This is a genomic window from Streptomyces sp. Y309, from assembly GCF_056712025.1.
This window is the reverse complement of the sequence record NZ_CM160048.1, coordinates 8,908,500-8,932,668: the sequence shown is the minus strand read 5'-3', so window position 1 is coordinate 8,932,668 and position 24,169 is coordinate 8,908,500. Positions and strand designations below refer to the sequence as shown.

General features: G+C 71.3%; 23 protein-coding genes and 4 pseudogenes. 14 read left to right on the top strand and 13 right to left on the bottom strand.

Going from position 1 to position 24,169, the window contains the following annotated elements; genetic code table 11:
* Positions 1 to 13 precede the first annotated feature (13 nt).
* Positions 14 to 2,887 (top strand): amino acid adenylation domain-containing protein, encoded by a 2,874-nt coding sequence (locus AC0KTA_RS37655; RefSeq protein ID WP_481052683.1) that lies wholly within the window; start codon positions 14 to 16, stop codon positions 2,885 to 2,887.
* A gap of 179 nt (positions 2,888 to 3,066) precedes the next feature.
* Here the strand turns inward: AC0KTA_RS37655 and AC0KTA_RS37650 are convergent, their stop codons facing one another.
* Entirely contained in the window at positions 3,067 to 3,804 is a 738-nt protein-coding gene (locus tag AC0KTA_RS37650; RefSeq protein ID WP_481052682.1) for a S1 family peptidase, read from the bottom strand.
* A 344-nt stretch (positions 3,805 to 4,148) separates the two neighbouring features.
* On the opposite strand from AC0KTA_RS37650, the gene AC0KTA_RS37645 reads away from it, so the two are divergent.
* Positions 4,149 to 4,745: a hypothetical protein gene (locus AC0KTA_RS37645; protein WP_481052681.1), complete on the top strand. Its 597-nt coding sequence runs from the start codon at positions 4,149 to 4,151 to the stop codon at positions 4,743 to 4,745.
* Here the strand turns inward: AC0KTA_RS37645 and aspA are convergent.
* Positions 4,718 to 6,199 (bottom strand): aspartate ammonia-lyase, encoded by a 1,482-nt coding sequence (gene aspA / locus AC0KTA_RS37640; RefSeq protein ID WP_481052680.1) that lies wholly within the window; start codon positions 6,197 to 6,199, stop codon positions 4,718 to 4,720. The genes AC0KTA_RS37645 and aspA overlap by 28 nt on opposite strands.
* A 77-nt stretch (positions 6,200 to 6,276) precedes the next feature.
* Positions 6,277 to 7,344, bottom strand: a complete 1,068-nt coding sequence (locus AC0KTA_RS37635) for an asparaginase (RefSeq protein ID WP_481052679.1) — start codon at positions 7,342 to 7,344, stop codon at positions 6,277 to 6,279.
* A gap of 186 nt (positions 7,345 to 7,530) precedes the next feature.
* Between AC0KTA_RS37635 and AC0KTA_RS37630 the strand changes: the two genes are divergently transcribed.
* From AC0KTA_RS37630 to AC0KTA_RS37620, 3 genes are all read left to right on the top strand, one after another.
* Complete coding sequence (locus AC0KTA_RS37630) at positions 7,531 to 7,986, top strand: Lrp/AsnC family transcriptional regulator (RefSeq protein WP_481052678.1); 456 nt, start codon at positions 7,531 to 7,533, stop codon at positions 7,984 to 7,986.
* A gap of 64 nt (positions 7,987 to 8,050) precedes the next feature.
* Positions 8,051 to 8,689 carry a TetR/AcrR family transcriptional regulator gene (locus tag AC0KTA_RS37625; protein ID WP_481052677.1) on the top strand — a complete coding sequence of 213 codons (639 nt, stop codon included), beginning with the start codon at positions 8,051 to 8,053 and terminating at the stop codon, positions 8,687 to 8,689.
* Between the two features lie 29 nt (positions 8,690 to 8,718).
* Complete coding sequence (locus AC0KTA_RS37620) at positions 8,719 to 9,321, top strand: DUF2867 domain-containing protein (protein WP_481052676.1); 603 nt, start codon at positions 8,719 to 8,721, stop codon at positions 9,319 to 9,321.
* A 47-nt stretch (positions 9,322 to 9,368) separates the two neighbouring features.
* Here AC0KTA_RS37620 and AC0KTA_RS37615 read toward each other — a convergent pair.
* From AC0KTA_RS37615 to AC0KTA_RS37605, 3 genes and pseudogenes are all read right to left on the bottom strand, one after another.
* Positions 9,369 to 11,009 (bottom strand): annotated as a pseudogene (locus AC0KTA_RS37615) (ATP-binding protein); the annotation flags it as partial.
* A 60-nt stretch (positions 11,010 to 11,069) separates the two neighbouring features.
* Positions 11,070 to 12,848: pseudogene (locus AC0KTA_RS37610) on the bottom strand (nSTAND1 domain-containing NTPase); the annotation flags it as partial.
* A gap of 4 nt (positions 12,849 to 12,852) precedes the next feature.
* Complete coding sequence (locus AC0KTA_RS37605; protein ID WP_481052675.1) at positions 12,853 to 13,158, bottom strand: CU044_2847 family protein; 306 nt, start codon at positions 13,156 to 13,158, stop codon at positions 12,853 to 12,855.
* A 323-nt stretch (positions 13,159 to 13,481) separates the two neighbouring features.
* On the opposite strand from AC0KTA_RS37605, the gene AC0KTA_RS37600 reads away from it, so the two are divergent.
* Both AC0KTA_RS37600 and AC0KTA_RS37595 read left to right on the top strand, forming a co-directional pair.
* Positions 13,482 to 14,135 (top strand): DUF5701 family protein, encoded by a 654-nt coding sequence (locus AC0KTA_RS37600; protein ID WP_481052674.1) that lies wholly within the window; start codon positions 13,482 to 13,484, stop codon positions 14,133 to 14,135.
* Between the two features lie 245 nt (positions 14,136 to 14,380).
* Positions 14,381 to 14,722 (top strand): TetR-like C-terminal domain-containing protein, encoded by a 342-nt coding sequence (locus AC0KTA_RS37595; protein ID WP_481052673.1) that lies wholly within the window; start codon positions 14,381 to 14,383, stop codon positions 14,720 to 14,722.
* A gap of 6 nt (positions 14,723 to 14,728) precedes the next feature.
* Here the strand turns inward: AC0KTA_RS37595 and AC0KTA_RS37590 are convergent, their stop codons facing one another.
* The gene (locus AC0KTA_RS37590) at positions 14,729 to 14,872 is read right to left on the bottom strand and encodes a hypothetical protein (RefSeq protein ID WP_481052672.1); all 144 of its coding nucleotides are present in this window, start codon (positions 14,870 to 14,872) and stop codon (positions 14,729 to 14,731) included.
* A gap of 138 nt (positions 14,873 to 15,010) precedes the next feature.
* Here AC0KTA_RS37590 and AC0KTA_RS37585 point away from each other — a divergent pair, with 138 nt between their 5' ends.
* The 4 genes and pseudogenes from AC0KTA_RS37585 to AC0KTA_RS37570 form a co-directional block, all read left to right on the top strand.
* A complete protein-coding gene (locus AC0KTA_RS37585) occupies positions 15,011 to 16,348 on the top strand; it encodes a tetratricopeptide repeat protein (protein WP_481052671.1) in 1,338 nt (445 codons plus the stop codon).
* A gap of 43 nt (positions 16,349 to 16,391) precedes the next feature.
* Positions 16,392 to 16,562, top strand: a complete 171-nt coding sequence (locus tag AC0KTA_RS37580; RefSeq protein WP_481052670.1) for a hydrophobic protein — start codon at positions 16,392 to 16,394, stop codon at positions 16,560 to 16,562.
* Between the two features lie 50 nt (positions 16,563 to 16,612).
* A complete protein-coding gene (locus AC0KTA_RS37575; RefSeq protein ID WP_481052669.1) occupies positions 16,613 to 16,942 on the top strand; it encodes a DUF3618 domain-containing protein in 330 nt (109 codons plus the stop codon).
* Between the two features lie 4 nt (positions 16,943 to 16,946).
* Positions 16,947 to 17,069: pseudogene (locus AC0KTA_RS37570) on the top strand (DUF4235 domain-containing protein); the annotation flags it as partial.
* A 25-nt stretch (positions 17,070 to 17,094) separates the two neighbouring features.
* Here the strand turns inward: AC0KTA_RS37570 and AC0KTA_RS37565 are convergent.
* On the bottom strand, positions 17,095 to 17,700 hold the full coding sequence (locus tag AC0KTA_RS37565) for a hypothetical protein (RefSeq protein ID WP_481052668.1): 606 nt from the start codon (positions 17,698 to 17,700) through the stop codon (positions 17,095 to 17,097).
* A gap of 177 nt (positions 17,701 to 17,877) precedes the next feature.
* On the opposite strand from AC0KTA_RS37565, the gene AC0KTA_RS37560 reads away from it, so the two are divergent.
* Positions 17,878 to 18,849, top strand: coding sequence for an LLM class F420-dependent oxidoreductase (locus AC0KTA_RS37560; protein WP_481052667.1), 972 nt, complete (start codon positions 17,878 to 17,880; stop codon positions 18,847 to 18,849).
* 130 nt (positions 18,850 to 18,979) lie between these two features.
* Positions 18,980 to 19,450, top strand: a complete 471-nt coding sequence (locus AC0KTA_RS37555; RefSeq protein WP_481052666.1) for an SRPBCC family protein — start codon at positions 18,980 to 18,982, stop codon at positions 19,448 to 19,450.
* Between the two features lie 123 nt (positions 19,451 to 19,573).
* Here AC0KTA_RS37555 and AC0KTA_RS37550 read toward each other — a convergent pair.
* Positions 19,574 to 20,003, bottom strand: a pseudogene (locus AC0KTA_RS37550) (hypothetical protein); the annotation flags it as partial.
* 50 nt (positions 20,004 to 20,053) lie between these two features.
* Positions 20,054 to 20,230, bottom strand: a complete 177-nt coding sequence (locus tag AC0KTA_RS37545; RefSeq protein WP_481052665.1) for a hypothetical protein — start codon at positions 20,228 to 20,230, stop codon at positions 20,054 to 20,056.
* 182 nt (positions 20,231 to 20,412) lie between these two features.
* On the opposite strand from AC0KTA_RS37545, the gene AC0KTA_RS37540 reads away from it, so the two are divergent.
* Positions 20,413 to 20,871: a GNAT family N-acetyltransferase gene (locus AC0KTA_RS37540; RefSeq protein ID WP_481052664.1), complete on the top strand. Its 459-nt coding sequence runs from the start codon at positions 20,413 to 20,415 to the stop codon at positions 20,869 to 20,871.
* Positions 20,872 to 20,940: 69 nt separating this feature from the next.
* Here AC0KTA_RS37540 and AC0KTA_RS37535 read toward each other — a convergent pair whose 3' ends face one another.
* The 3 genes from AC0KTA_RS37535 to AC0KTA_RS37525 all read right to left on the bottom strand — a co-directional run bounded on the left by AC0KTA_RS37535 (position 20,941) and on the right by AC0KTA_RS37525 (position 24,096).
* Positions 20,941 to 23,091 carry an MMPL family transporter gene (locus AC0KTA_RS37535; RefSeq protein ID WP_481052663.1) on the bottom strand — a complete coding sequence of 717 codons (2,151 nt, stop codon included), beginning with the start codon at positions 23,089 to 23,091 and terminating at the stop codon, positions 20,941 to 20,943.
* Between the two features lie 313 nt (positions 23,092 to 23,404).
* Complete coding sequence (locus tag AC0KTA_RS37530) at positions 23,405 to 23,719, bottom strand: hypothetical protein (protein WP_481052662.1); 315 nt, start codon at positions 23,717 to 23,719, stop codon at positions 23,405 to 23,407.
* Entirely contained in the window at positions 23,716 to 24,096 is a 381-nt protein-coding gene (locus AC0KTA_RS37525; protein WP_481052661.1) for an ArsR/SmtB family transcription factor, read from the bottom strand. The genes AC0KTA_RS37530 and AC0KTA_RS37525 overlap by 4 nt, the downstream gene beginning before the upstream one ends.
* Positions 24,097 to 24,169: the final 73 nt, after the last annotated feature.

Here is a 24,169-nt window from a genome sequence, read left to right as displayed (position 1 = left end):
AGAAGGAGTGCGTGTGTCCGTCTCCAGCGAAGCGGCCGCGGAGGTCCCCGCGGCCGATCACCCGAGCGGTCGGCTCTTCGCCCGCGCCGAGTTCGGCGCCGAGCCGGCCCGTGCCTGCCACAGCCTCATCAGGCGGCTGCCCGCCGGGACCGACGCGGTGGCCGTGCGCGCGAACCTGGCCGTTCTGACGGAGCGTCATCCAGTGCTCCGCGGCATGCAGCTGTTCGACGAGGCGCTGGACGGCGACGCGGGTGACAGGGTCGCGCACAGGCGCCGCACCCGGGAGGCCGGCCGCGCGGTCAACGGCGCCCCGGTCATCGCGCGCGCCGTCGTGCTCGGCTACGCCGACGGCGCGGCCGACCTGGTGCTGGTGGCACACCGCCGGGCCGTGGACCGACGCGCCCTGGACCAGCTGGCCACGGCGCTGGCCGACCCGGCGCAGCCCGTGGCGCTGCCTGAACCGGCGGCTGACGGGGGCCCTCAGCACGACGGCCCGCCCGATCTGCCGTGGGGCCTCGGCGACCCGGCCGCGGCGGGCCGGACCGGTACCATCACACTGACCGCGACGGCGGTCGCGGGCGATGCGGCACCGGCGGTGGCGGTCGCGACTGCCGCGCTCGTACTGGCCCGTTACGGCGGGACGGAGCGCGCCGGGTTCACGCTGATCACCGGAGGTACGGCGGCCGCCGACGCGCAGCGGTCGGTCGCGCTCCCGGCCGGGGACGCGGCACGCGTCACCGACCTGCTCGACGCCGCGGCAGCCGCCTGCGCCACGGGCGGCGAGCCGCCGTCCGGTATGCCGGCGGTCGGGGTCCTGCTGACCGAGGGCCGCGCCGGTGACGTCTACCAAGCCGTCCTCGCGCCGGTCTTTCCGGTGACGCTCGCGTGGCAGTACGACGCGGACGGCACCCTGAGCGGTGTCCTGCACTACGACGAGGGTGTCCTGGACCCGGTGGTCGCCGAGCAGTTCGCGGGGCACATCGACCGCCTCGTGGCGGCGCTGGTACGTGCTCCGGCCGGAGCCGGGGTCGGTGACATCGAGCTGGTGGACACCGCGGAGGCCGCCGCCGTCATCGCCGCCGGACGCACCCCGGCCGTGGGCGACGCGGTGGTCGCGCCCGTCCACGAGCTGTTCCGCAAGGTGGCCGCCGGCCGGCCGGACGCCCCCGCGCTGTCCGATCCGGACCGTACGTTGAGCTACGCCGAGTTGGACGCCCGGTCCGACGCCGTGGCCGGTGCGCTGCGCGGCCACGGGGTGGCGTCGGGGGACCGGGTCGGAGTGTGCCTCGACCGTGCCGTCGACCTGGTGACCGCGCTGCTCGGTGTGCTCAAGGCCGGTGCCGCCTATGTCCCGATGGATGTCACCTATCCGGTGGAACGGCTGGTCCACACGGTGACCGACTCCGGCGCCCGGTTGGTGCTCTCCACTGCGTCGGACTTCCCCGTGGTCGACGGGGTGACCGTGGTGCACCCGGGCGAGGTGACCGGTGCCGGTGGTGAGCCGATCACGGACCCTGGCGTCGGCGCGGACGACATCGCCTACGTGATCTACACCTCCGGCTCCACCGGTCGGCCCAAGGGTGTCGCGGTACCCCACCGCAACGTCGGCGCGCTGCTCGCGGCGACCACCACCGACTTCGGACTCGGGCCGGCGGACAACTGGGCCCTGTTCCACTCCAGTGCGTTCGACTTCTCGGTGTGGGAGATCTGGGGCGCCCTGCTGACCGGTGGCCACTTGGTCGTGGTGCCGTACTTCGTCTCCCGGAACCCGGAGGAGTTCTACGACCTCCTGGTGCGGCACCGGGTCACCGTCCTGAACCAGACCCCGTCCGCGTTCGCCATGCTCAAGGAGGTCGACCTGCGGCGCTCCGCCGACCTCGCGGTGCGGTTGGTGATCTTCGGTGGTGAGCCGCTGGACGTGCGGATGCTGCAGGACTGGTTCCGCAGGCACCCGCATACCCGATGCCGGGTGGTCAACATGTTCGGCATCACGGAGACCACCGTGCACGTCACCAGCCAGACCGTCACACCGCAGGACGTCGGCGCCGGGTCCCGTTCGGTCGGCAGGGCACTGCCCGGCTGGTCGGTGTCCGTGCGGGATCCCGCGGGCCGCGTCCAGCCGTTCGGGGTGCCCGGCGAGATCTACGTCGGCGGCGCAGGCGTGGCCAGCCACTACCTCAACCAGGAGGAGCTGACCGCCGCGCGGTTCGTGTCCGACCCGGTCACCGGGGAGCGCGTCTACCGCAGCGGTGACCTGGGCAGGCTGCGCCCGGACGGGCGCTTGGACCACCTCGGCCGGATCGACGGCCAGGTCAAGGTGCGCGGCTTCCGCATCGAACTCGGCGAGATCCGCGCGGTCCTGCTGGAGGACCAGAACGTGACCGCGGCAGCGGTCGTGCTGGGCGGCGAGACCGGTGACGCGGCTGACGTCCGCCTGGAGGCCTACCTGGTGCTGAAGCACGACGACGTGTCCGTGGACGACATCCGGCGGCGGGCGGCGCGATACCTGCCGGACTACATGGTGCCGGCCGCGTTCACGCTGCTGTCCGAGCTGCCACTGACCGTCAACGGAAAGGTCGACGTGAGCAGGCTCAAGCCGGCCACCGAGACCGCCACGCCGGGCGCCGAGGCCGGGCAGCCGACGGACGACCCGGTGCTGCGGGCGATGCGCGAGATACTTGGCGACCACGTCGGCCCGGACGACGACTTCTTCGCCTGCGGCGGCAACTCGCTGCTCGCGGTACGGCTGTCCGGTGCGCTGCGCAGAGCCGGACTGCCCCCGGTGTCACTGCGCGAACTGTACGTACACCCGACCGCGGCCGAGGTGCGCGCGCTCATCACCGGCCGCGAGCCCACCGAGGAGCCGGGCGGGCACCCCCCGATGTGACCGGGCCGTGCCGCGGCGGCGAGGGTGCGCGGGGCGTGGCCGGTGTTGTGGATCCGGGCCCGCGCCGCGAACGGACGCGGGCCCCGCATCGCCTCCGCGCGATGGCGATGACCGCACGGAGGCGACACGAACTACCCTGCGGCGACCGGGCTGCGCGTCGGTGCCGACGGCGGAGTCGCTCAGACTCCCGCCACGCTCTGGATCCAGGAGCGGTACGCCGTCACGTTCGTGTACGCGGTCGTGGTCTGGCGGTCGCTGGTGGACGCGACGCCGACCTGGACGCCGTTGGCCATCATCGGGCCGCCCGAGTCGCCGCCCGCGGTGATGCCGTTGCCGCGCCGGGCGCAGATGGCCTGGCCCTGGTAGGCGTCGCGGCAGCCGCCGGTCACGACGACGTCGGCGACCTTCAGGAGCCGGGACTGGCAGTTGATCTCAGGGCTGCACTGGGAGGTCGCGCCCCAGCCGTACACCTGCACGGTCTGGCCGACCGTCACGGAACCCGGCTGGCCGAGGCGCGAGTAGGTGGCCGACACGGAGCGGTCGAGCTTGACCAGGGACAGGTCAGAGGACGAGTGGTTGTGCACGCTCGTGCCGTTGGCCGTGGTGCCGCCGGTGGTCTGGTCGAGGCTGCCGATGCGGAACGAGAGGCCGCCGCCGCTGACACAGTGCTTCGCGGTGAGGATCCAGGTCGGGGCGATGATGGTGGCGCTGCAGGTCTGCCGGCCGTTGGAGAAGAGCCGGGCCGCCCAGGGGGCGTTGCTTGCGTAGCCGCCGCCGATGATCGGCTGGGCCGAGGTGCCGTTCGCGGCGGCGGGAGCGTTCGCGCTGGGCGCCGACTGGGCCGCTGCCGTGGGGGCGAGCCCCAGGACGGCGATGGCGGTGGCCGCGAGCGCGGGGACGAGTCTGGATATTCGCACGTTCGTCTCCATTGTGTGGGGGTTGGAGCGTCCTTCATGGGGACTTGACCGCATAGGTATGCGGCCCGAGCGCACGCACGCCAGGCGGGTTGAGCCATGGCGCGTGCATGCCATGTTCGGCTGGGGCGAATGTGGCAGAGGAGTAGTTGCCCACGCAAGAGTTTGGCCCGCCGAACTGAGCCCGCCGACAAGGGCGTTGGCCCCCACCTCCCCGGCCTCCATCCCCGGCCTCCCTCCCCAACGCCGCCGCGTCCGTGCCCGCGCTGCCCGGCATCGCCGGTCCGGCCGACGCGGCATAAAGTGGCTCCCTTTGACACCGATCAGCCGGGAGCCCCTCCTTGTCCATGTCCATACGTACGCGCCTGTCCCTCCCCTCGGCCGTGGCATCCGTGCTGGCCGGGGTGGCCGTCACCGCCGTCACCGCCGTCACCGCCTCCCTCGCGGTTCCCGTCGCGGCCCACGCGGCCGAGGGCGGCGGCCCGGTCGCCGCTGTCCGCCCGGCCGCGACGGAGACCGTGGTGACAGAGGGCCAGGTCAAGGAGGCCGGTCCCGGCAGTGTCCTCAGGTACCCCAGTGTCACGAGCTGTCTGACCGTCACGGTCCGGCTCCACTCGGGCGGCGCCGTGGGCGCGCACGCGAGCCTCTTCCAAGTACCGGGCGAACTCCGCTCCGACGAGATCCTCGGCCGGATCAAGAGTCTCGTCGGCGACCGCGCGGTGACCTCCGTGGACGTCAGGGGTGCGGTCGGCGCCTGGCATCCGAGCTACTTCACCAAGGCGATCGAGAGCTACAGCGAGGGCGAACAGGTCCCCGTGCCCGAGGGACGGGACTTCGCCGGGCTGAGGTCCGCCGTGGCACAGGGGCTCGGCGTGCCGGGGGCCGCGGTGACCGTGGCGGACGTACCCGACGGGGATCAGGTCGTCGACGTACCGAAGAACTGACGTGTGCCCGCGAGTCGTTCGGGGGTGAGCAGCCCGGCCAGCCGCTCGGCGGGCAGCAGGCCCTTCTCCAGCGTGAGTTCGGCGACGCCACGGCCGGTGCTCAGTGCCTCCTGGGCGATGGCGGTGGCCGCGGTGTAGCCGATGTGCGGGTTGAGGGCGGTGACCAGGCCGATGGAGTTCTCCACGGTGGCGCGCAGGGCGGCGGCGTTGGCGGTGATGCCTCCGTCGGGTCCGGCGACACAGCGTTCGGCGAGGGTCAGGCAGGCCGCCCGCAGGGAGGTGATGCTCTTGGACAGGGCGTGCAGGATGACCGGTTCGAAGGCGTTGAGCTGGAGCTGCCCGGCCTCGGCGGCCATGGTGACGGTGACGTCGTTGCCGATCACTTCGAAGGCGACCTGGTTGACGACCTCGGGGATCACCGGATTGACCTTGCCGGGCATGATGCTCGAACCGGCCTGGACCGGGGGCAGGTTGATCTCGTTGAGCCCCGCGCGCGGTCCCGAGGAGAGCAGGCGCAGGTCGTTGCAGGTCTTGGAGAGCTTCACGGCGATCCGCTTGAGTACGCCGGAGAGCTGGACGAAGGCGCCGCAGTCCTGGGTGGCCTCGACCAGGTTCGCGGACGTCACCAGGGGCAGGCCGGTGATCTCGCACAGGTGGCGGCGGGCGGTCTCGGCATAGCCGGGCGGGGTGTTGAGGCCGGTGCCGATGGCGGTGGCGCCGAGGTTGATCTCGTGGATCAGCTCGACGGCCTCGGACAGTCGGCTCCGGTCCTCGTCCAGCATGACGGCGTACGTGGAGAACTCCTGGCCCAGCGTCATGGGTACGGCGTCCTGGAGCTGGGTCCGGCCCATCTTCAGGATGTCGCGGAACTCGACGGCCTTCGCCGCGAACGCGTCCTGGAGCACCGTCATGGCCTGCAGCAGCCCGTGCGCCGCGGTGATGGTGGCGATGCGCAGGGCGGTCGGGTAGGCGTCGTTGGTGGACTGGCCGAGGTTGACGTCCTCGGTGGGGTGCAGGTGCGCGTACTCCCCCTTGGTGTGGCCGAGGAGTTCGAGGGCGCGGTTGGCGACGACCTCGTTCACGTTCATGTTCGTGGAGGTCCCGGCGCCACCCTGGACGACGTCCACGACGAACTGGTCGTGCAGGTGCCCCTCGCGTATCTCCCGGCAGGCGGCGACGACGGCGTGGGCCTTGGCCGCGGGCAGCAGGCCCAGTTCCTCGTTGGCCCGCGCCGCGGCCTCCTTCACGGCGGCCAGCGCGTCGACGAGCCGCGGGTACACGGAGATCGGGACGCCCGTGATCGGGAAGTTCTCCAGGGCACGCAGCGAGTGGATGCCCCAGTACGCGTCGGCGGGTACGTCGCGCTCCCCGAGGAGGTCGTGCTCGCGGCGGGTCGCGGGCCCGGTCGGGTGGGCTGCGGCGGGTTCGGGGGACGCCTGGGCGGGCGCGGTCATGGGGCGGGTCCTTTGTGTACGACGTGTACGTCGGGCGCGAAGCGGAAGGGGATGAAGGGGCGGGTGGCGTACGAGGGTCAGGCGGCCGGGGCGGACTCCTGACCCTGATCGTGGCTCGCGCCGCCCAGGAGGCGTCGGAGGAGCTCTCCCCGCTGCTCCGGCACGGCGTCGGCGAGCAGCGTCGCGAGCACGGCGATCCGCGCCTGACCGGCGCGCAGCGTGCCGGTCAGGACGGCGCCGGCGGCGACCAGGTCCACCGCGCCGCCGCCGGTGTAGATCTCGGCGACGGGACCGGCGTGCACCCGGGTCGTGAGGGCCACAAGGATGCCGCGGTCCACCGCCGCCGCGACGGCCTCGGCGAACTGCGGTGTCGCGTTGCCCGCCCCGGTGGCGACGAGCACGATGCCCCGCGCTCCGGCCGCGACCGCCGCGTCCAGGAGCACCGGGTCGGCGTCGGAGTGGTGCGTCACGATGTCGACGCGCGGCAGTTCCACGGGGCCGCCCGCGGCCAGGGCGTGCGCGGCCCGCGGCAACGGCAGCGGCTCGGGCCGCTCCGGGCGCCGGTCGATGTCCACACGGCCGAAGCCCAGGCGCCCGACGGTCGGCGCGGACGGGTCGGTGAACGGATGGGCCGCCAGGGTCTGCGTCTTCACCGTGCCGCGCGCCGCGTGCACCATGCCGTCGAAGGCCACGAGTACGCCCAAGTGCCGTACGGTCGAGGCGACTTGGAGCGCGTCGTACACATTGCCGGGACCGTCGCTGTCGGCGGAGCCGAAGGGGCGCTGGGCACCGGTGAACACCACCGGGCGCGGGTCGGTGTGGTGCAGGTCGAGCAGAAAGGCGGACTCCTCCAGGGTGTCCGTGCCGTGGGTGACGACGACACCGGCGACGCGGTGGTCGGTGAGCGCCTCGTGGACCGCGCGCAGCAGCGTGAGCTGTTGCGCGGAGGTCATGCGGGAGCTGTTCACGTTGAACAGGTCGACGACCTCGGCCGTGACGCCGTCCGGCACGGCGGCCCGGGCCAGGACCTCGCCGCCGGAGGCGTCGGCGGCGTACCCGGTGCCCTGCCAGCGGCTGGCGATCGTGCCACCGGTGCTGATGACGACGACCCGCCGGGGGACCGCCGGGGATGCCAGGTGTGTCATCGGGATGTGCCCGCCTCTCCATGCTGGTCGGGTGTGCGGCCGGGGGCGCTCGTGGCGTCACGCGGCCGCAGCGGACGGCGGCTCGCGGGTCGCGGGCCGCCGCGCCGCAACGATAGACGAGAAGCCGCGCAATCGGCTTGCCAACTTCACCCGGAAAATCGGGCATGGATAGTGGATGATTGCGCCATGGACGGAATTGATCGCGCAATCTTGCGCGAGCTTCAACAGGACGGTCGGCTGAGCAACCAGGAGCTCGCGCAGCGAGTCGGCCTGAGCGCCTCACCCTGCATGCGGCGGGTGCGGCAACTGGAGCAGGACGGGGTGATCCAGGGCTATCGGGCGGTCGTCGACCCGCAGGCGGTCGGCCGCGGCTTCGAGGTCCTCGTCTCCATCGAGGTGCGCCGCGACCGGGCGACGGTCGAGGCGTTCGAGGCGGCGCTGCAGGACATCCCCGACGTCATCGAGGCGTACCGCCTCTTCGGCAGCCCCGGCTGCCTGCTGCGCATCGCGGTCGCCGACCTGGCCGCGTACGAACGCCTGTGGATCGAGCGGTTGACGTCCCTGGAAGGGGTCGCCGAGGTCAACTCGCAGATCATCATGAAGCGGGTCAAGGAGCCGCGCGGCCTCCCGGTCGGCCCGTAGGGCTCAACAAACATACACACGTGCATGTATGCTCGTTTCAGAGGGCTCCAAGAAGGGATGCCAGATGAAGTCGCGGACCCCGGACGCGCGACGCGGGGCGCAGACCGGTCGCGCCACCCAGGCCGACCGCAGCGCGCGCACGCGTAACGCGCTGCTCGAATCGGCCGCGCGGGGCCTGTCCCGCTACGGCTACGGCCATCTCAAGCTCGAACAGGTGGCCCGCGACGCCGGATATACGCGTGGCGCCCTCTACCACCAGTTCAAGGACAAGCAGGATCTGGCCCTGGCCGTGTGCGCGTGGTACCGCGAGACGTACTGGCACGAGGTGGCGCGCTTCGTCGAGCAGGAACCGGACCCCGTCGCGGCGCTGCTCACGCTGGCACGCGGCCACGCCGTCTTCTGCCGACGGGACGTGGCGCGCGTACCGATCGCGCTCCGGCTCGAGTTCAGCGGACAGGACCATCCCGTCGGGCACGAGGTCGAGCGGAACTACGAAACGCTCCTCACCCGCTGCGCGGGCCTCATCGACGCCGGGCGTGAGGCGGGATCGATCCCGCAGGGGCGGCCGACCAGGACCCTCGCGCTCGCCTTCGTCGGCGCACTGGAGGGCACCGTCATCGCACTGGCCGGGCAGGTCCCGGACGATGAACTGCTCGCGGCCCGGGCCGTCTCCGGCGTACTCGGACTCACCCCCTCGTTGTGACACATCACTGAGCAGATGGAGGTCCACGAATGAAACTCCCGAACTCCGCCCACACCTCCCGGCCCTGGCGGATCCACGAGCTCGCTCCCGACTTCCGCCTCTACGACGTGTGGGCCCTGCCGACGCCGGGCGGCCCCGACGACTTCCCGCACCTGATACGGCAGACCACCGCGGGCGACACGTCGGACAACCCGTCCTGGATCGCCCGCATGCTCTTCGCGATCCGCTGGAAGCTCGGCAAGCTCTTCGGCTGGGACAAGCCCGACGCCGGCGTCGGCTCCCGGGTGCCGACGCTGCGCGACCGGCTGCCGGACGACCTGCGCGACGGCCCCTTCGGGCCGGACTTCGACCGCCTGCCGTTCCGCTCGATCTACCTGGCGGACGACGAGTGGGCGTCGGAGATGAGCAACCGCACCATGCACGGCGTGATGCACCTGAGCTGGGTCCCGGACGGAGCGGGCGGCTACCGTGGCCAGATGGCCGTGCTGGTCAAGCCGAACGGCCTGTTCGGGAAGGCCTACATGGCCGCGATCGCGCCGTTCCGGCACCTGCTCGTGTATCCGCCGCTGATGCGAGGCATCGCGTCCGAGTGGCGGGCCGACCCGCCCCAGGGCCGCGTTCCCGCGACCTAGCCCACTCGCCCTGGGGGCGGCGCCCGGAACTCGCGGGTTCCCGCCCCTCAGGGTTCCTTCGCCGTACGCATCCATCGCTCCATGACGGACATCAGCGCATCGAGGTCCACCGGCTTCGTCACATAGTCCGAGGCTCCGGACTCGAGAGCCTTTTCGCGATCGCCTCTCATGGCCTTCGCCGTGAGGGCGATGATCGGCAGCCGGGCGCACTGCGGCATTCCGCGGATCATGCGCATGGTTTCGTACCCGTCGATCTCCGGGATCATGATTTCGATGAGGACGACCTCGACGTCCTCGTACAGTTCGAGGACTTCGATGCATTCCCGCCCGTTCTCGGCGTACAACACCTGCAAGCCGTGGCGTTCCAGCCCCTCGGTGAGCGCGAAGACATTGCGGATGTCGTCGTCGACGACCAGTACCTTCTCGCCGCCGAATTGGAACTCGGGTGGAAGGGCGGGTGCGTCCTCAACGGCTGCGTGGTGAACGAGTGCGTCCTGAACGAGTGCGTCCTGAACGGGAGCGGACACGGCCGCGGGCATCGAGGGAAGGTCGTACGCATCACCGCTCACGAACAGATAGCCGGGGTGCAGCGGCAGGTACAGCGTGAAAGTGGACCCACGCCCCGCCTCGCTCACCGCGTGGATCTCACCGCCGAGCAGCCGCGCGATCTCCCGGCTGATCGACAGGCCCAGGCCCGCGCCGCCGTACCTCCGGCTGGTGGTGCCGTCGGCCTGCTTGAAGGCCTCGAAGATCTCCCCCATCTTGGCGGGCGCGATGCCGATGCCGGTGTCGGTCACGGAGAAGGCGACCAGGTCGGCGTCCGCGTCCCGCAGGGAACCGGCATCAAGGAGCTGCTCGCGGATCTCGTCCGGCACGTCGTCGCCGGCGAGCCGGATGACCAGCTCGACCGCTCCGGAATCGGTGAACTTCACCGCGTTGGACAGCAGATTGCGCAGCACCTGGAGGAGACGCTCCTCGTCCGTCTGCAGCACGGCGGGCAGCTCCGGCCGCACGCGCACGGCGAAGTCCAGCGCCTTCTCCGTGGTCACCGGGCGGAAACCGGCCTCCACGTGGTCGACGAGCTGGGCGAGCACGACGCGGGCCGGGCTGAGGGTCATCCTGCCCTCCTCCACCTGTGACAGGTCGAGGATGTCGTTGATGAGCTGGAGCAGGTCCGAGCCCGCGCTGTGGATGGTGTCGGCGAACTCCACCTGCTTGGGCGTGAGGTTCGCTTCGGCATTGTCGGCGAGCAACTTGGCCAACACCAGCATCGAGTGGAGTGGGGTACGCAGCTCGTACGACATGTTCGACAGGAACTCGGACTTGTAGCGCATCGAGAGGGCGAGCTGTTCGGCGCGCTCTTCGAGGACCTGCCGGGCCTCTTCGATCTCGGTGTTCTTGACCTCGATGTCGCGGTTCTGCCGGGCGAGCAGCTCGGCCTTCTCCTCCAGTTCGGCGTTGGACTGCTGCAACGCCCTTCGGGACGCCTCCAGTTCGGCCGAGCGCTCCCTCAACTGGGCCGTGAGCTCCTGCTCGGCGCTCAGCATCTGCTCCGTACGCTGCTGGGCGGTGATCTCCTCGCGGCTGCGCTCGACCAGGCTCACCACGACTTCGGGAATGTCGTCGGCGCGCTCTCCCAGCCATCGGTCCGCTTCCGCGAGACGGGTCGCGGACAGCAGGTCGCCCTCAGCGGCGCGCTCCTCGACGACGGCGAGCCACTGCTGGAAGTCGGCGTCCTCCTCCACCCAGGTCGCCAGCCTGGCCCATTCCCGGATCAGGGCCTCATGCGCGATTTCCGCGGTGTCGGGCCCGCCGGGGCCGAGGACGACAAGGCGTTGCTCGGGATCCGCCAGGAGCTGGGCGATGTACCAGTCCTTGCCCAGGTGGGAACGGTGGACGGTGACGCGGACCGCGCCGGCGGCGCCGCCACGGGCGCGGACCATGGACAGCAGCACACGCCGTATCCGGGACTCGCCCAAGTGCAGCGCCAGTTGGCCGTACACCTTCTCCGCGTGCTGGTTCAGCGCCCCTGATACGCCGCCGATGCCCTGATAGCTGTCGAAGCTGAGGCGGCGGTCGTGCTGCATCGACCACAGCTCGGTCAGGGTGAATTCCAGCAGGGGCAGGCTTCCGGCCGCCTTGCTCGCTTCCGCGGCGATGGTCTCGGCGAGACCGGGGGTGAAGGCGACGCCTGCCACCGCGGCGGGCTCGACGATCACCCGGGTGAGCGCGGCTTCGTCGAACGGCGACACATTCAGCTGGCGGTCCTGCAACCGGGGCCCGATGTCGGGCAGTTCCAGCAGGTCGGGCAGGAAGTCCGCGCGCAACGTGCACACGAGCCGTACGCAGGGGTCCTGCGCGACGTCGGCGGGCGGGAGCAGCTTCCGCAGCAGCTCCAGTTGTGACTCGTCGTGCGCTCGGCCGCTGAGCACCTCCTCGAACTGGTCGCCGATCAGCGCCAGTCTGCGCCCGGTGAGGATCCTCAGGCGCGAGGCGACGGGCCAGAACCCTTCGCTCCTGACGGCGTGGGCCCGGTGCTCCAGTTCCTCCAGGCTGTGGTCCCTCTTCGGGTCCTCCAGTTCCAGCAGTGCGCGAGCCACCGCGTCGAACGGCGACACCCCCGGCCGGAACGAGGCCACCGACCACCCCTCCGCCGCCAGCCGCGGTTGCAGGCCGGCCGCGACCAGCGAGGACTTCCCCACGCCGGACGGCCCGGTCACCATCACCAACGGCTGCGCCTTCACCATGATCCGGAGTCGTTGGACCTCACGCTCCCTGCCGACGAACACCCCCGCCCGCGCGTCCTCGGCGCTGAACGCCTGCAGTCCTCGGTAGGGGCAGGGCGGCAGCACGCTGCGCCCCAGGGCCTCGGGCCAGGCGGCCGACACCTCCGACAGCGGCACGGCATACGCGTCATGGGCGGCGCCGTCGCGGCCCGCGATCGCGAGCATCCCCACCACGGCGTCCCCCCACCGGTCCGCGACGATGACGGGTGAGCCGCTGTAGCCCGGCTGCGCCCGCAGCGCCGACTCGCTGGCCGCGTCGAGCTGGATGAGGCCCCCGCCGACCGCGCCCCGCAGCACGCACGAGCTCCAGGCCCCGTTGACCTTCCGCGGTGGCTTTCCCGGATACCCGAAGGCCTTCACGTCGGCGTCGCCCACCAGTCCGACGCGGGCGTCGACCAGCCGGGCCGCACCCGCGCCCGCCGGCAAGGTGTCCCCGCCCACCAGCGTCAGCCCCGCCACGTCCCTGCCCATGCGGCCGGAGCCCGGCGGCGGATCCCAGGAACTGATCCGGCAGTGCCGCAGCGGAGCCCCCTCCGCGTCCCCCAGCAGGACGAACTCGACCTGGATCCGAGCGTCACCCGCCGGGCGTTCCGTGCTCTCCTTGTCCCGGCCGAGGGCCGCGTTCACCACATGCGCACAGGTCACGATCTCCTTGCCGCCGACGACGAACCCGACGCCGACGGGCTCCCCCGTCGTGGTGGTGCGCACCTTGACGATGAAACCCTCACGCTGTGCGCCCATCGCGTCAGGGGCGATTCCATGTGAGGCGGACGGCGAAATTCACCTCGGCCGTCCCCTTGGCGATGATCACCCCGGTCTCGCCGCCCATCTTCAGACCGAATTCGACCTCGGCCGCGTCCGGCTGGAGCTCCCGCAGCGTGTCGGTCACTCTGGTGAGCGTCGGTTTGATCTGCTCCAGCGCCTCATGGACCGAGACGCGTGCCCGCGCCACCACGCCGTCCCCGCCCGCGGCCAGAGCAAGGTCCGCGGCATCCTCGTCGGCGTCGACCTCGAACACGGCAGTGCTGTCATCGCCATTGCCCAGCTTCATGGTCAACTGCTGTGGCACCGGACTCCCCCAAACCTAGGACGTCGCATCGCACCCGACCGACGAACGTCGATGCCTGCCCATCCTCAGGGACTTCGCCTGCCGACCGCAGCCGGATCAGGAGGATGCGGCCCACTTTTCCTTCCTCCTGCACGCGTCGGAGAACACGAACGTCCTTGTTGACAGTGGCCGCGCCGTCGAATTTGATCAAGGGGACTCCCGATGTGCCTCGATGGCCCGGGGCCCACGTCACCGCTTCACCGCTCTGCCGCTTTACGGCCTTACCGCTCTGCCGCTTCGCCGCTCTGCCGAACCAAGGAGTACCCGTGCCCGAGACCGCGTCCACCCCGACCTCTCTCCCACCGCTCGCCGCCCAGGCCCAGCGCCTGATCGACCTCGGGGTGCACGAGCTCGCGGGGATACCCGCCCACGAGCTGCGCGCCTTCGCCGAGGGCGCCGGTGGCAACGACGGCGACGCCCTGCTCGCCGTCCACCCGGACCGCGCCCCCGCCTCCGCCCTGGCACCGCTGCTCCGGCACGCCGACAAGCCCGGCTTCGTGGTCGTCGACATGCCCGACGTCGACCGCTTCGCGCCGGTCGACACCATCGAGCTGCCCGACGCTCCCCTGTACCTCGTCACGGGCCTGGACCGCGGCGACCACATGTCCAACTGGAGCCCGGACGAAGCGCTGCCCGCCCTCGTCCAGGAGGACCGCACACCGCTGCTGCTCAGCGAGGGCATCCACTGGGTGCTCCAGCAGCCCGCGATCCTGGAGCGCAACCACTGCTTCATGACCATCGGCTCCCGGCTGCGCAAGGAGAACGGCGCACTGGACACCCGCACCCCGGCGATCTGGATCAGCAACGGCACGGGGCGTGACGGCCGCGAGCGGCGCCACGCCCCGAAGGTCGGCTGGTGCTGGTGGGGCAACCGGCACACCTGGCTGGGCTTCGCCTCCGCCACCGGCCGCAAGCCCTAGGGGGTGTCCTCTCAGAGGGTGTCACTCGCCTAAGGGGTGTCTCTCCCTGCTCGCCATGGCAGGACCACACGGCCTTCATGGAATGACGAGTACTGCCGCGGCGACGAACACCAATTGCAGCGCGGTGCGCGGGCCGATTCGGTCACCTTGGGCCACGTTGCGCCGGGGTTTCCCACGCGGCGTTCACGCACCACTTCGGCGCCAAGCCCGGCCTGCTCACCGCGCTGGCGACCGAGGGATACGACTTGCTGGCCGACGCCCTCAGCGCCGCGGGCGGCGATCTGGTCGAAGTCGGCGTGGCATACGTGCGGTTCGCGGCCGGGCATCCGGCGCATTTCGACGTGATGTTCCAGCCCCGCCTGCTCAACGCCGACGATGCGCAACTGCTCACCGCGCAGGAGCGCGCCGGCCAGGCCCTCACCGCGGCGCTCTCGACATCGGCCGGCGAAACCACCGAGTTGGCCGCCTGGTCGATGGTCCACGGCTTCGCCCACCTGTGGCTCAGCGGCGCGCTGCCGACCGGGCTCGACGACGACGCCGGGAGCGCCGCACGACCGGTCATCCGGCTGCTGTCGTTCCCTCAATGATCCGGCTCAGCGCGGAATCTGCTCCCCGCTCTCGTCCGGCTTGCCGTTGTACGTGTACTGGATCAGCTGCGTGCCCTTCGTCGCGGTGGCGCCGAGCCCGAGGGTACTTGCCGGATGGGGTGCGCGGGCGATCGCGGCGAGCGCAGCCACCAGAGAACGCCCACATCCGCCTGACCGGGGACTCTGCCGCTCCGTGGTGTCCGCCCGACCGCCACGGGGCAGAGATCACTGCGGCACGAGGCGACCCGGCGGGAGGACACAGTGGTCACGGACCGGCACACGCACGCGATGACGCACACCGACGCCGACGCCGTGCGGCACTACGAGAAGGCGCTCGACCACCTGCTCTACTTCCGCGAGGACGTCGCGCCGGAGGCCCGGGCGGTGCTCGACGCCTCGCCCCGCTCGACCATGGGGCACGTCTTCGGGGCGTACCTCGGCCTGTTGGGCACGGAGGAGCGGGACGCGGCCGAGGCGGCCACGGCATTCGAGGCGTACCGCGCGGACGTGCACGCGGCCGAGCTGACCCCGCGTGAGCGCATGCACGTCGAGGCCGCGTCGCTCTGGCTCGACGGCGACATGCACGCGGCGGGCCGCGTCCTCGCCGAGCTCGTCGTGGCCCACCCGAGGGACGCCCTCGCCCTCGCCGTCGGCCACCAGATCGACTTCTTCACCGGCAACGCCGTGCTGCTGCGCGACCGCATCGGCGGCGCGCTGTCCGCCTGGGACACGGACGATCCGCACTACGGCCTGCTCCAGGGCATGTACGCGTTCGGCCTGGAAGAGGCCGGGCACTACACGCTGGCCGAGCGCGTCGGCCTGGACGCCGTCGAACGCAACGCGCGCGACGTCTGGGGCATCCACGCCGTGGTGCATGCCTACGAGATGCAGGGGCGGTACGAGGACGGCATCCGCTACCTCGACGCCCGCGCGGACGATTGGTCGACCGGCAACTACCTGAACGTGCACAACTGGTGGCACTATGCCTTGTACGTCCTGGAGACGGGCCGCACGGACAAGGTCCTCGCGGTCTACGACGCCGCCGTGCACCACGACGGTTCGGGCGGGGCCGCGATGGAGCTCCTGGACGCCGCGTCCTTGCTCTGGCGGCTCTACCTCGCGGGCACCGACACCGGTGACCGCTGGCCCGCCCTCGCCGACGCCTGGGCGCGCCGCGGCGACGGGGCCTATTACGCCTTCAACGACGTCCACGCCGTCATGGCCCACGTCGGGGCCGGCCGCGTGTCCGACGCCGAACAGCTCATCCGCGACCGGGAGGCCTGGCTGCGGGACGCCGGATCCGGCCGCCCGGGTCTCTCCAACGTCCCGATGACCGCCGAGATCGGGCTTCCGGTGTGCCGGGCCCTCGTGGCGTACGGGCAGGGGCGCCACGCCGACGCGGTCGACCTGCTGCTGCCGCTGCGGCACCGCCTCCACACCTTCGGCGGCAGCCACGCCCAGCGGGACGCCGTGCAGAAGACCCTGGTCGAGTCGGCGCTGCGCGCCGGACGCCGCGACCTGGCCCGCACGCTCCTGAGCGAACGCGTCAACCTGCGCCCCCGCTGCCCCTACGACCAGGACGCGTGGGCCCGTCTCGCGAAGCGGGAGCCGCGGACGCCGGTGTGAGGGCGCCGCTCGGGGGCACTCGGGGCGGCGGAGGTTGATAGCCATGGTTCCTTTGCTGCTGGTTCTGCTGCTCGCGGTCGTGCTGTTCGGCGCGGGTTTCGCCGTCAAGTTCCTGTGGTTGGTGGCCGCCGTCCTCATCGTCGCGTGGCTGCTCGGCTTCGTCGTACGCCCGATCGGGCACGGCGGGCGCAGGGGTCGGTGGTACCGCTGGTGACGCACCGGGGGTGAAGGTCCCGCCGGACGACGTAAGAGGAGTACTGACCCATGACCCACCGGACGCACGACTCGAAGAGCCCGGCCCTTGCGGAAGGGCTGCGCAAGCAGGCCGAAGAGGCCAAGCAGGGACTCGACCGGACGGTCGACGCGCTGGCGGCAGCGACGACCGACGTGAAGGCCAAGGCCGCCCACACCACGGACCAGGCCAAGGCGATGGCCAGTCAGGCAGGCGACATACTCCAGGAGCAGACGCCCGAACTGCTCAGGCAGAAGGCGGGCCAGAGCGCCGAGGCGGCGCGCAGGAACCGCGGCCTGCTGCTGGCCGTCGCGGCAGGGGCCACCGCGCTGTGGCTGGTGTTCCGGCGCAAAGGGAAGTGAGGCCTTGCGAGCGGCGAAGATCGCGTACAAGCCCGTCGGCCCGGTCCTGGGAGCGGTGAGCGGCATGCCGGCCGGGGCACTGTTCCAGCAGGCGTGGGAGATGCTCGGCCACGAGGAGGACGCGCCCCTCAGCCCCGTACGCTGACGCGCCGTCAGTTCGACACGATGTGGAGGAGGGCCGTGCCGTCCGGCCCGGCCGCCAGCTGGATGACGGCGGCGTCGGGCTGAGCGCTCGGCCGGTCGGTCCCCACGCCTCCGCAGGAGTTGCCGCTGCCGTTGCTGCGGAGCACGGTGATGCAGCCCTGGCCCGGACCGCCGGCGCTGCCCTTGGACCGCCCGCTGCCCGACTTCACCGAGTACTCGACCTTGTTCGGGCCGACCTCGGTCACGGACAGCGTGGCCGGACCGCGCGGGCCCTTGAAACGGAACGTCACCGGATCGGACACCGCGACCTCGCAGTTGCCGTCCGCGCACGCGCCGACGTCCGCTCCGTCCGCCGCCGACACCGAGGGTTCCGCCGAGGCCGTGCGCTCGGCGGACGGGCTTCCCGAGCTACCCGAGGACTGCGCGGGGCGGGACTTCGACCCGCTTTCGCCGGGCGACGACTTCCCGTCGGACTCGTCCGAGCCGCCACAGCCCACCGCCACGAGAACGGTCACCACCGCAAGCACCGCGCCCGCGCCCGCCCGCTGCGAGCGACGCGTACGCCACGTACGTGCCCGTCGCACCCGCCGTGCCTGTGTCGTCGCGGCCATCATGCTCCCGTGTCCCCCGTGTTCCGGCGTGTCTCGGTTCGGCGTCCGGCGGCCAGTCTTCCCCCGCCCCTCCCTCCCCACTCCTCTGGGAACGTGCAGGAGCTGTGTGCCCGGCCATGGCGTTAGGGCATCCGGCGGAAGGTCCTGTTTGCCCCTGTGAGCACCGGGGACGCGAACAGCATGGTGCAAATCGGATACACGATGATGACCGAACAGGCCGGGCCCCGGGAGCTCGTCGAGCATGTGGTCGGCGCCGAGGAGGCAGGGTTCGACTTCTCGGTGACCAGCGACCACTACTTTCCCTGGCTGCGCTCGCAGGGACACTCCCCCTACGCATGGAGCGTCCTGGGCGCGGCGGCACAGGCCACGTCGCGCATCCCGCTGATGACGTACGTGACGTGTCCGACCTTCCGCTACCACCCGGCGGTGGTGGCCCAGAAGGCCGCGACGCTCCAGCTCCTGTCCGAGGGAAGGTTCCGGCTCGGCCTCGGATCGGGCGAGAACCTCAACGAACACGTGGTGGGCCGGGGCTGGCCGGCCGTCGACGTACGCCACGAGATGTTCGAGGAGGCCGTGGGCATCATCCGGGCGCTCTTCGGCGGCGGACACGTCACGCACCACGGCAAGCACTACGACGTGGACTCGGCGCACCTGTGGGACCTGCCCGACGATCCGCCGCCCATCGGCATCGCGGTGTCCGGCGAACAGTCCTGCGCTCTCGCCGGGCGGCTGGGCGACCTGGTGATCGCCACGGAGCCCAAGCAGGAGCTGATCAGCGCGTTCGACCGGCACGGCGGCTCCGGGAAGCCGCGGGTGGGGCAGTTGCCCATCTGCTACGACACCGACCGTGAGGCGGCCATCACGCGGGCGCACGACCAGTTCCGCTGGTTCGGCGGCGGCTGGAAGGTGAACGCCGAACTGCCCCATCCGGACTCCTTCGCGGGCGCCACCCAGTACGTGACGCGCGACGACGTGGCCGCGTCCATCCCCTGCGGGGACGACCCCGACGCCTTCGTCGCCGCCGTACGGCCCTACGTGGAGGCCGGTTTCACGGAGGTCGCGCTGGTGCAGGTCGGTGGCGACACCCAACACGCGTACCTGGAGTGGTCGGAGAAGACGCTGCTGCCCGTGTTGCGGGACGCTTTCGGCTGAGCGGCGCGCACCGGACGGAGTGCGTTTCCCGTGTCCGCGGGTACCCGGGCTCCGTGCCGAGCAGGCACGACGCGATCAAGCGCGACGAACACACCAGGTCCGCGTCCGCGGACCAGGAGGAGGCACGCTCATGGGCACGGTCACGGAGACGGTGGACGTCGAGGTTCCCGCTCGCACTGCTTACAACCAGTGGACGCAGTTCGAGGAGTTCCCGCACTTCATGGAGGGTGTGGAGGAAGTCGTCCAGCTCGACGACCGGCGCAACCACTGGACCACCAAGGTCGCCGGGGCACGCAGGGAGTTCGACACCGAGATCGTCGACCAGCTCCCGGACGAACGCATCGCCTGGCGTACGACCAGCGGCGACATCAAGCAGATGGGCATGGTCCGCTTCGAGTCCCTGGACGCGTCCCGCACCCGGGTGGAGCTCGTGATCGAGATCGAGAGCGAGGGCCTGGCGGAGAAGGCCGCCGAGACGGTCGGCATCATCGACCGCCGGGTGAAGGGCGACATGCGGCGGTTCAAGGAGTACATCGAGCACCGCTCACGGGAGTCGGGGGCCTGGCGCGGCCGGATCAAGCCCGAGGAGTCCGGCACCTGATGAGATGTGATGGGCCGCTGACATCCGATGGGCCGCGCGGAGGCACCGCCTCCGCGCGGCGCTCCGTCGTGGTCCTCCGTCGTGGTCCTCGGCGTCGATGGCGTGCGTGTCGCCGACGGTGTACGTGTAGGTGTCCTTGACCTTCACCTCGGTCACCCCGCGCCCCTCCGGGAACACAGTCCGCCAGTCGCCGATGACGTGCAGTTCGTCGGCTGCCCATCGCGCGGACGACCGTGAGGCCTTCGTCGTACGCCTTGCACGCCTTCATCCAGAGGTTGTCATGGTGCCAGTCGGGCGGAGTGATCAGGTGCACGCCCGCGCGGCGGTGGTCGTGGTCGAAGCCGGTGGAGTGCTCGGGCCGGCCGATCGGCAGGTGGGTCTTGAGGGCGGAGAGATAGGCGCCGTTGACGTCGAGCGCGGTCACCTCGTGGGCGCCGGGCGGCAGGTCGACGCGGGTCCACTTGGGACGCGCCTCCAGATCTGGTCGGCGCCCTGGGCTGTCTGCCTGCGCAGGATGTCGGGGCACCCATGGGTGGTCCACGACGTCGCTCCTCGGCCTGCTGGAGGAAGTACACGTATCGGCTGCGGAGTTCCCCGCCGGGATCACGCCCCGTCTCCCACGCCGCGAGCGTCGACGAACTCAACCCCCATGGCACGGGCCACCTGCGCCCGCGACAGGCCGAGCGCGTCACGCAGCTGCCGCCGACGCTCGGCGGGCGGCAGCGGGGTGGCGTCGGGCGCCGCCGCGAGCAGCGCGCCGATCGCCTCGAATTCACTCACGGCGCTTCTCCTGGACTGAGGGCTGTCAGTTTCCGACCGTAAACCGTTCCGGGCGGCCGCGGAGCACGGCGGCGCGAGCCCGGCATGCCCAACTTTACGAAGCCTGCTCAGCCGCAGCGGACGGACCCCAGGGCGCCTTCGGCTCCCGAGGCGTTGTCAGTCCCGCTCGATAGCCTCGCGGCATGTCTGAACATCCTTTCGTCCCCGACAGCTTTGTCGTTCCCCGGAGTCTCGCTGCCGACGGGTTCCGCCTGGAGCCCCTCGGACCGGAACACAACGACGCCGCCCAGGCCGCTTGGATGTCGAGTATCGAGCACATCCGTGCCACCCCCGGCTTCCAGGAGCGTGGCTGGCCACCCGCCGCGGGAATGACGCCGGCCGAGAACCTGCGTGACCTGAAAAGCCACGCGAGCGACTTCGAGAAGCGGACCGGCTTCACGTACACGGTTCTCGACGACGCGGGCGAGGTCGTCGGCTGTGTCTACATCTACCCGTCGCACGCGGACAAGCGCGTGACGGATGTCCGCTCATGGGTGCGTGCGGACCGCGCGGATCTGGACGGCCCCCTCCACACAGCCGTGGCGGCCTGGCTGGCATCGGACTGGCCGTTCGGGGAGGTGCGGTACCGGTCTGACGCTTAGCCGGACGAGGGGTGCAGGCGGCCGTGGTGAACAGCCGCGCCCGCACCCCTCGACTCCGACATCCCCCGCTCAGACCACCACCCGCGCCGGAGCCTCCCTCTCCGTCACCCCCGGTCGCCCCAGCGCATGGAACAGCTTCCCCGGCCACCAGAACCAGCGGCCCAGGTCCAGGGCCAGGGCGGGTACCAGGACCGTGCGGACGAGGAAGGTGTCGAGCAGGACGCCGATGCCGACGATCACGCCCATCTGGGCCATGGTCACCAGTGGCAGGCCGGCGAAGACCGCGAAGGTCGCGGCGAGTACGACGCCCGCGGAGGTGATGACGCCGCCGGTGCTGGTCAAGCCCTCCAGCACGCCGCGGGTGTGGCCGAGGCGGGCCGCCTCCTCCTTGACCCGGTGCATGAGGAAGATGTTGTAGTCGATGCCGAGGGCGACGAGGAAGACGAAGCCCATCAGCGGGATCGACCAGTCCACGCCCGCGAAGCCGAGCGCGTGCTCGAAGAGCAGGTTCGAGGCGCCGAGTGCGGCGAAGAAGGACAGGACCACGGTCGCCAGGAGCAGGAGGGGAGCGACCAGCGCGCGCAGCAGCCAGATCAGGACGGCGAGGACGACCAGCAGGACGACCGGGATGACCGTCGTGAGGTCGCGGTCGGCGGCGCGCTGGGTGTCGACGGTCTGAGCGGTGGTGCCGCCGACCAGGGCCTCCGCGCCGTCCACGGCGTGTACGGCCTCGCGGAGGCGGTCGACGGTGTCCTTGGCGGCCCGGCTGTCGGGCTCGTCCTTCAACACCACGGAGAGTTGGGCGAGTTCACCGTCGCCGGTGCGGGCGCCATCGCTGGTGCGGGCGGCGTCGCCCGTGCGGGCAACGTCCTCCACGCGGGCCACGCCGTCCACCCGCGATGCGGCCGACTTCACCTGCTCGGCCCGCGGCGCGTTCGTGACGATCTTCGCGGGGTCGGAGGCGCCGGACGGATAGTGGGCGGAGATCTTCTCCTGGGCGACCACCGACTCGGGCTTGTCCTGGAACATCTCGGCCTGCGTCAGCCCCATGTTGATGCCGAAGGCGCTGAGCGCCAGGACTCCGGTCACCGCGACCGACATCAGCCAGGACCAGCGGGGGCGCAGCGCGACGGCGGCCCCGATGCGCGACCAGACCGTACGTTCCTTGCGCGCGGGCGTGCCGTGGCGGGGCACGAACGGCCAGAACACCCAGCGGCCCGCGGCGACAAGCAGCGCCGGCAGGATCGTGATCATCGCGAGGAAGGCGCAGACGACGCCGACCGCGCCGACCAGGCCGAGGGAGCGCGAGGAGTTGATGTCCGCGAAGGCGAGGCAGGCCAGGCCGACGGCGATGGTCCCGGCCGAGGCGAGGATCGCCGGACCTGAGCGGCGCTGTGCGATCCGCATCGCCATGTGCCGGTCCTCGTGGCGGTGCAGCTCTTCGCGGTAGCGGGCGATGAGCAGCAGCGCGTAGTCGGTGCCGACGCCGAAGACGAGGACCATGAGGACGCCCGCGCTCTGCGGGTCGACGGGCAGGTCCGCGTACTTGGCGAGGACGTACGTGCCGACCTGGGTGAGGACGGCCGCGAAGCCGACCGCGATCAGCGGGAACAGCCACAGGACCGGGCTGCGGTAGGTGATCAGGAGCAGGACGGCGACGACGAGGCCGGTGGCGATCATCAGGGTCGAGTCGAGGCTGTCGAAGACCGCGACCTGGTCGGTCAGCGAGCCGGCCGGACCGCCGACCTCGACGTCCAGGCCGGGCGGCGCGTTCGCGCCCGCGAGGTCGCGCAGCTCGTCGACCTTGTCGGTGATGTCGTCGTCCTCGCTGGACAGCGGGACGACGACCATGCGGGCCTCGCCGTCGTCGGACGGCAGCGGCCGTGAGACCCGCTCGCCCGCGACGGCGAACTTCGCGAAGGCGGACCGGTCGGCGGTGGCGGACCGCGCGGCGGCGGCCGCCGCGTCCGCCCCGTCGCCGGTGTAGACGACGACGGCGGGCATGACCGGGTCGTCGCGGAACTTCTCCAGTTCCGTGTTGACCCGCGCGGACTCCGCGCCGCGCGGCAGGAACGCGTTGGCGCTGGTGTCCTCGACCTCGCCCAGTTTTCCGGCCAGTGGGCCGAGCGCCACGGCAAGGATCAGCCAGGCCGCGAGGACGAGCCATTTCGAGCGCCGTCCGGCGGGCGCACCGGCGGTGCGCTGGAGCAGCGGACGCATGAGTAGTCTCCTTCATGTGGAGCGCGCCGCCGGTCGCCGACCGGCACGAGGCGCACGGGACCCGCGCCACGGCGTCTGCGGTGTGACGACCTGCCGTGGCGTACGGGTGGTGGTGTCGGTCCGGGGCTTCATGGCCCCGGGGTGTGTTCTGCCTTGGTACGGCCGGGAGTTGCCGCTCCTGGCCGTACCGCGCCGCATCACTTCCGATGGGCGCAGCGGGCTGTTGCCGCGCGGCTGACGCGCGGTCGTCACGCGGTCGTCGCGCGGTCGAGTCGCCGCGCGGTCACGCACGCTCGCCCACAGGCTGCCGCGCCTATTCGATCTCGCGCATCATCTTCTCCATCGACGTCACGGCGAGGCGGGTCTGCGCCAGCTCCTCACGCGTCTGCCGCATCTCATCGGCCGAGCGGCGGTGCAGCTCGACGTTGTCCTCGAGGAGCTGCGCGTACTTCGTCGCGAGCTGTTTGTACTGCTCCTCACGGGCGGCGATCATCCGGGCCCGCCAGGTGGCGGCGAGCTGCCAGACGATCACGATCAGCAGCAGGAAGAACCCGCCGGCGCCGATCCCGCCGACCCATGCGCCCACTAGGTCGGAGTCGGCGGCGAGCGTCGCCCCTTGTCCGTTCACTTCGCGTCCTCTTTCGTGGTGTGCGTGGTCTTGTCGGCCTTGGCCGGACCTTCGCGCGTGTCGGTGAGAGTCCGCACCGCCTCGTGGATGACCTCGGGGGTCAACTCGTAGAGAAACGGCGCCACTTCGAAGTACTTCACCGTCTTGCCGTCGTCGGCCACCTCCAGCGATCCGACGACGAGCCCGGCGCCTTCGAGCAGCTTCAGGTGCATGTGCAGCAGCGGACGGCCCATGCCGATCTCCCGGGCCAGCGCGCTGACATAGTTGCGGCGCGCGGTGAGCGCGGCGACGATCCGCATCCGGTGCGGATTGCCCAGCGCGGTGAGCACCTTGAGCAGCTTGTCGCCCGTCGGTTCCGGAGCCTGCTCCTCGGCCATCGCGGCCTCTCTCCCTTGTTCCTGTCAAGAAAAGCTGACACGACCCCGGGCCACCTGTCAAAGATTCTTGACA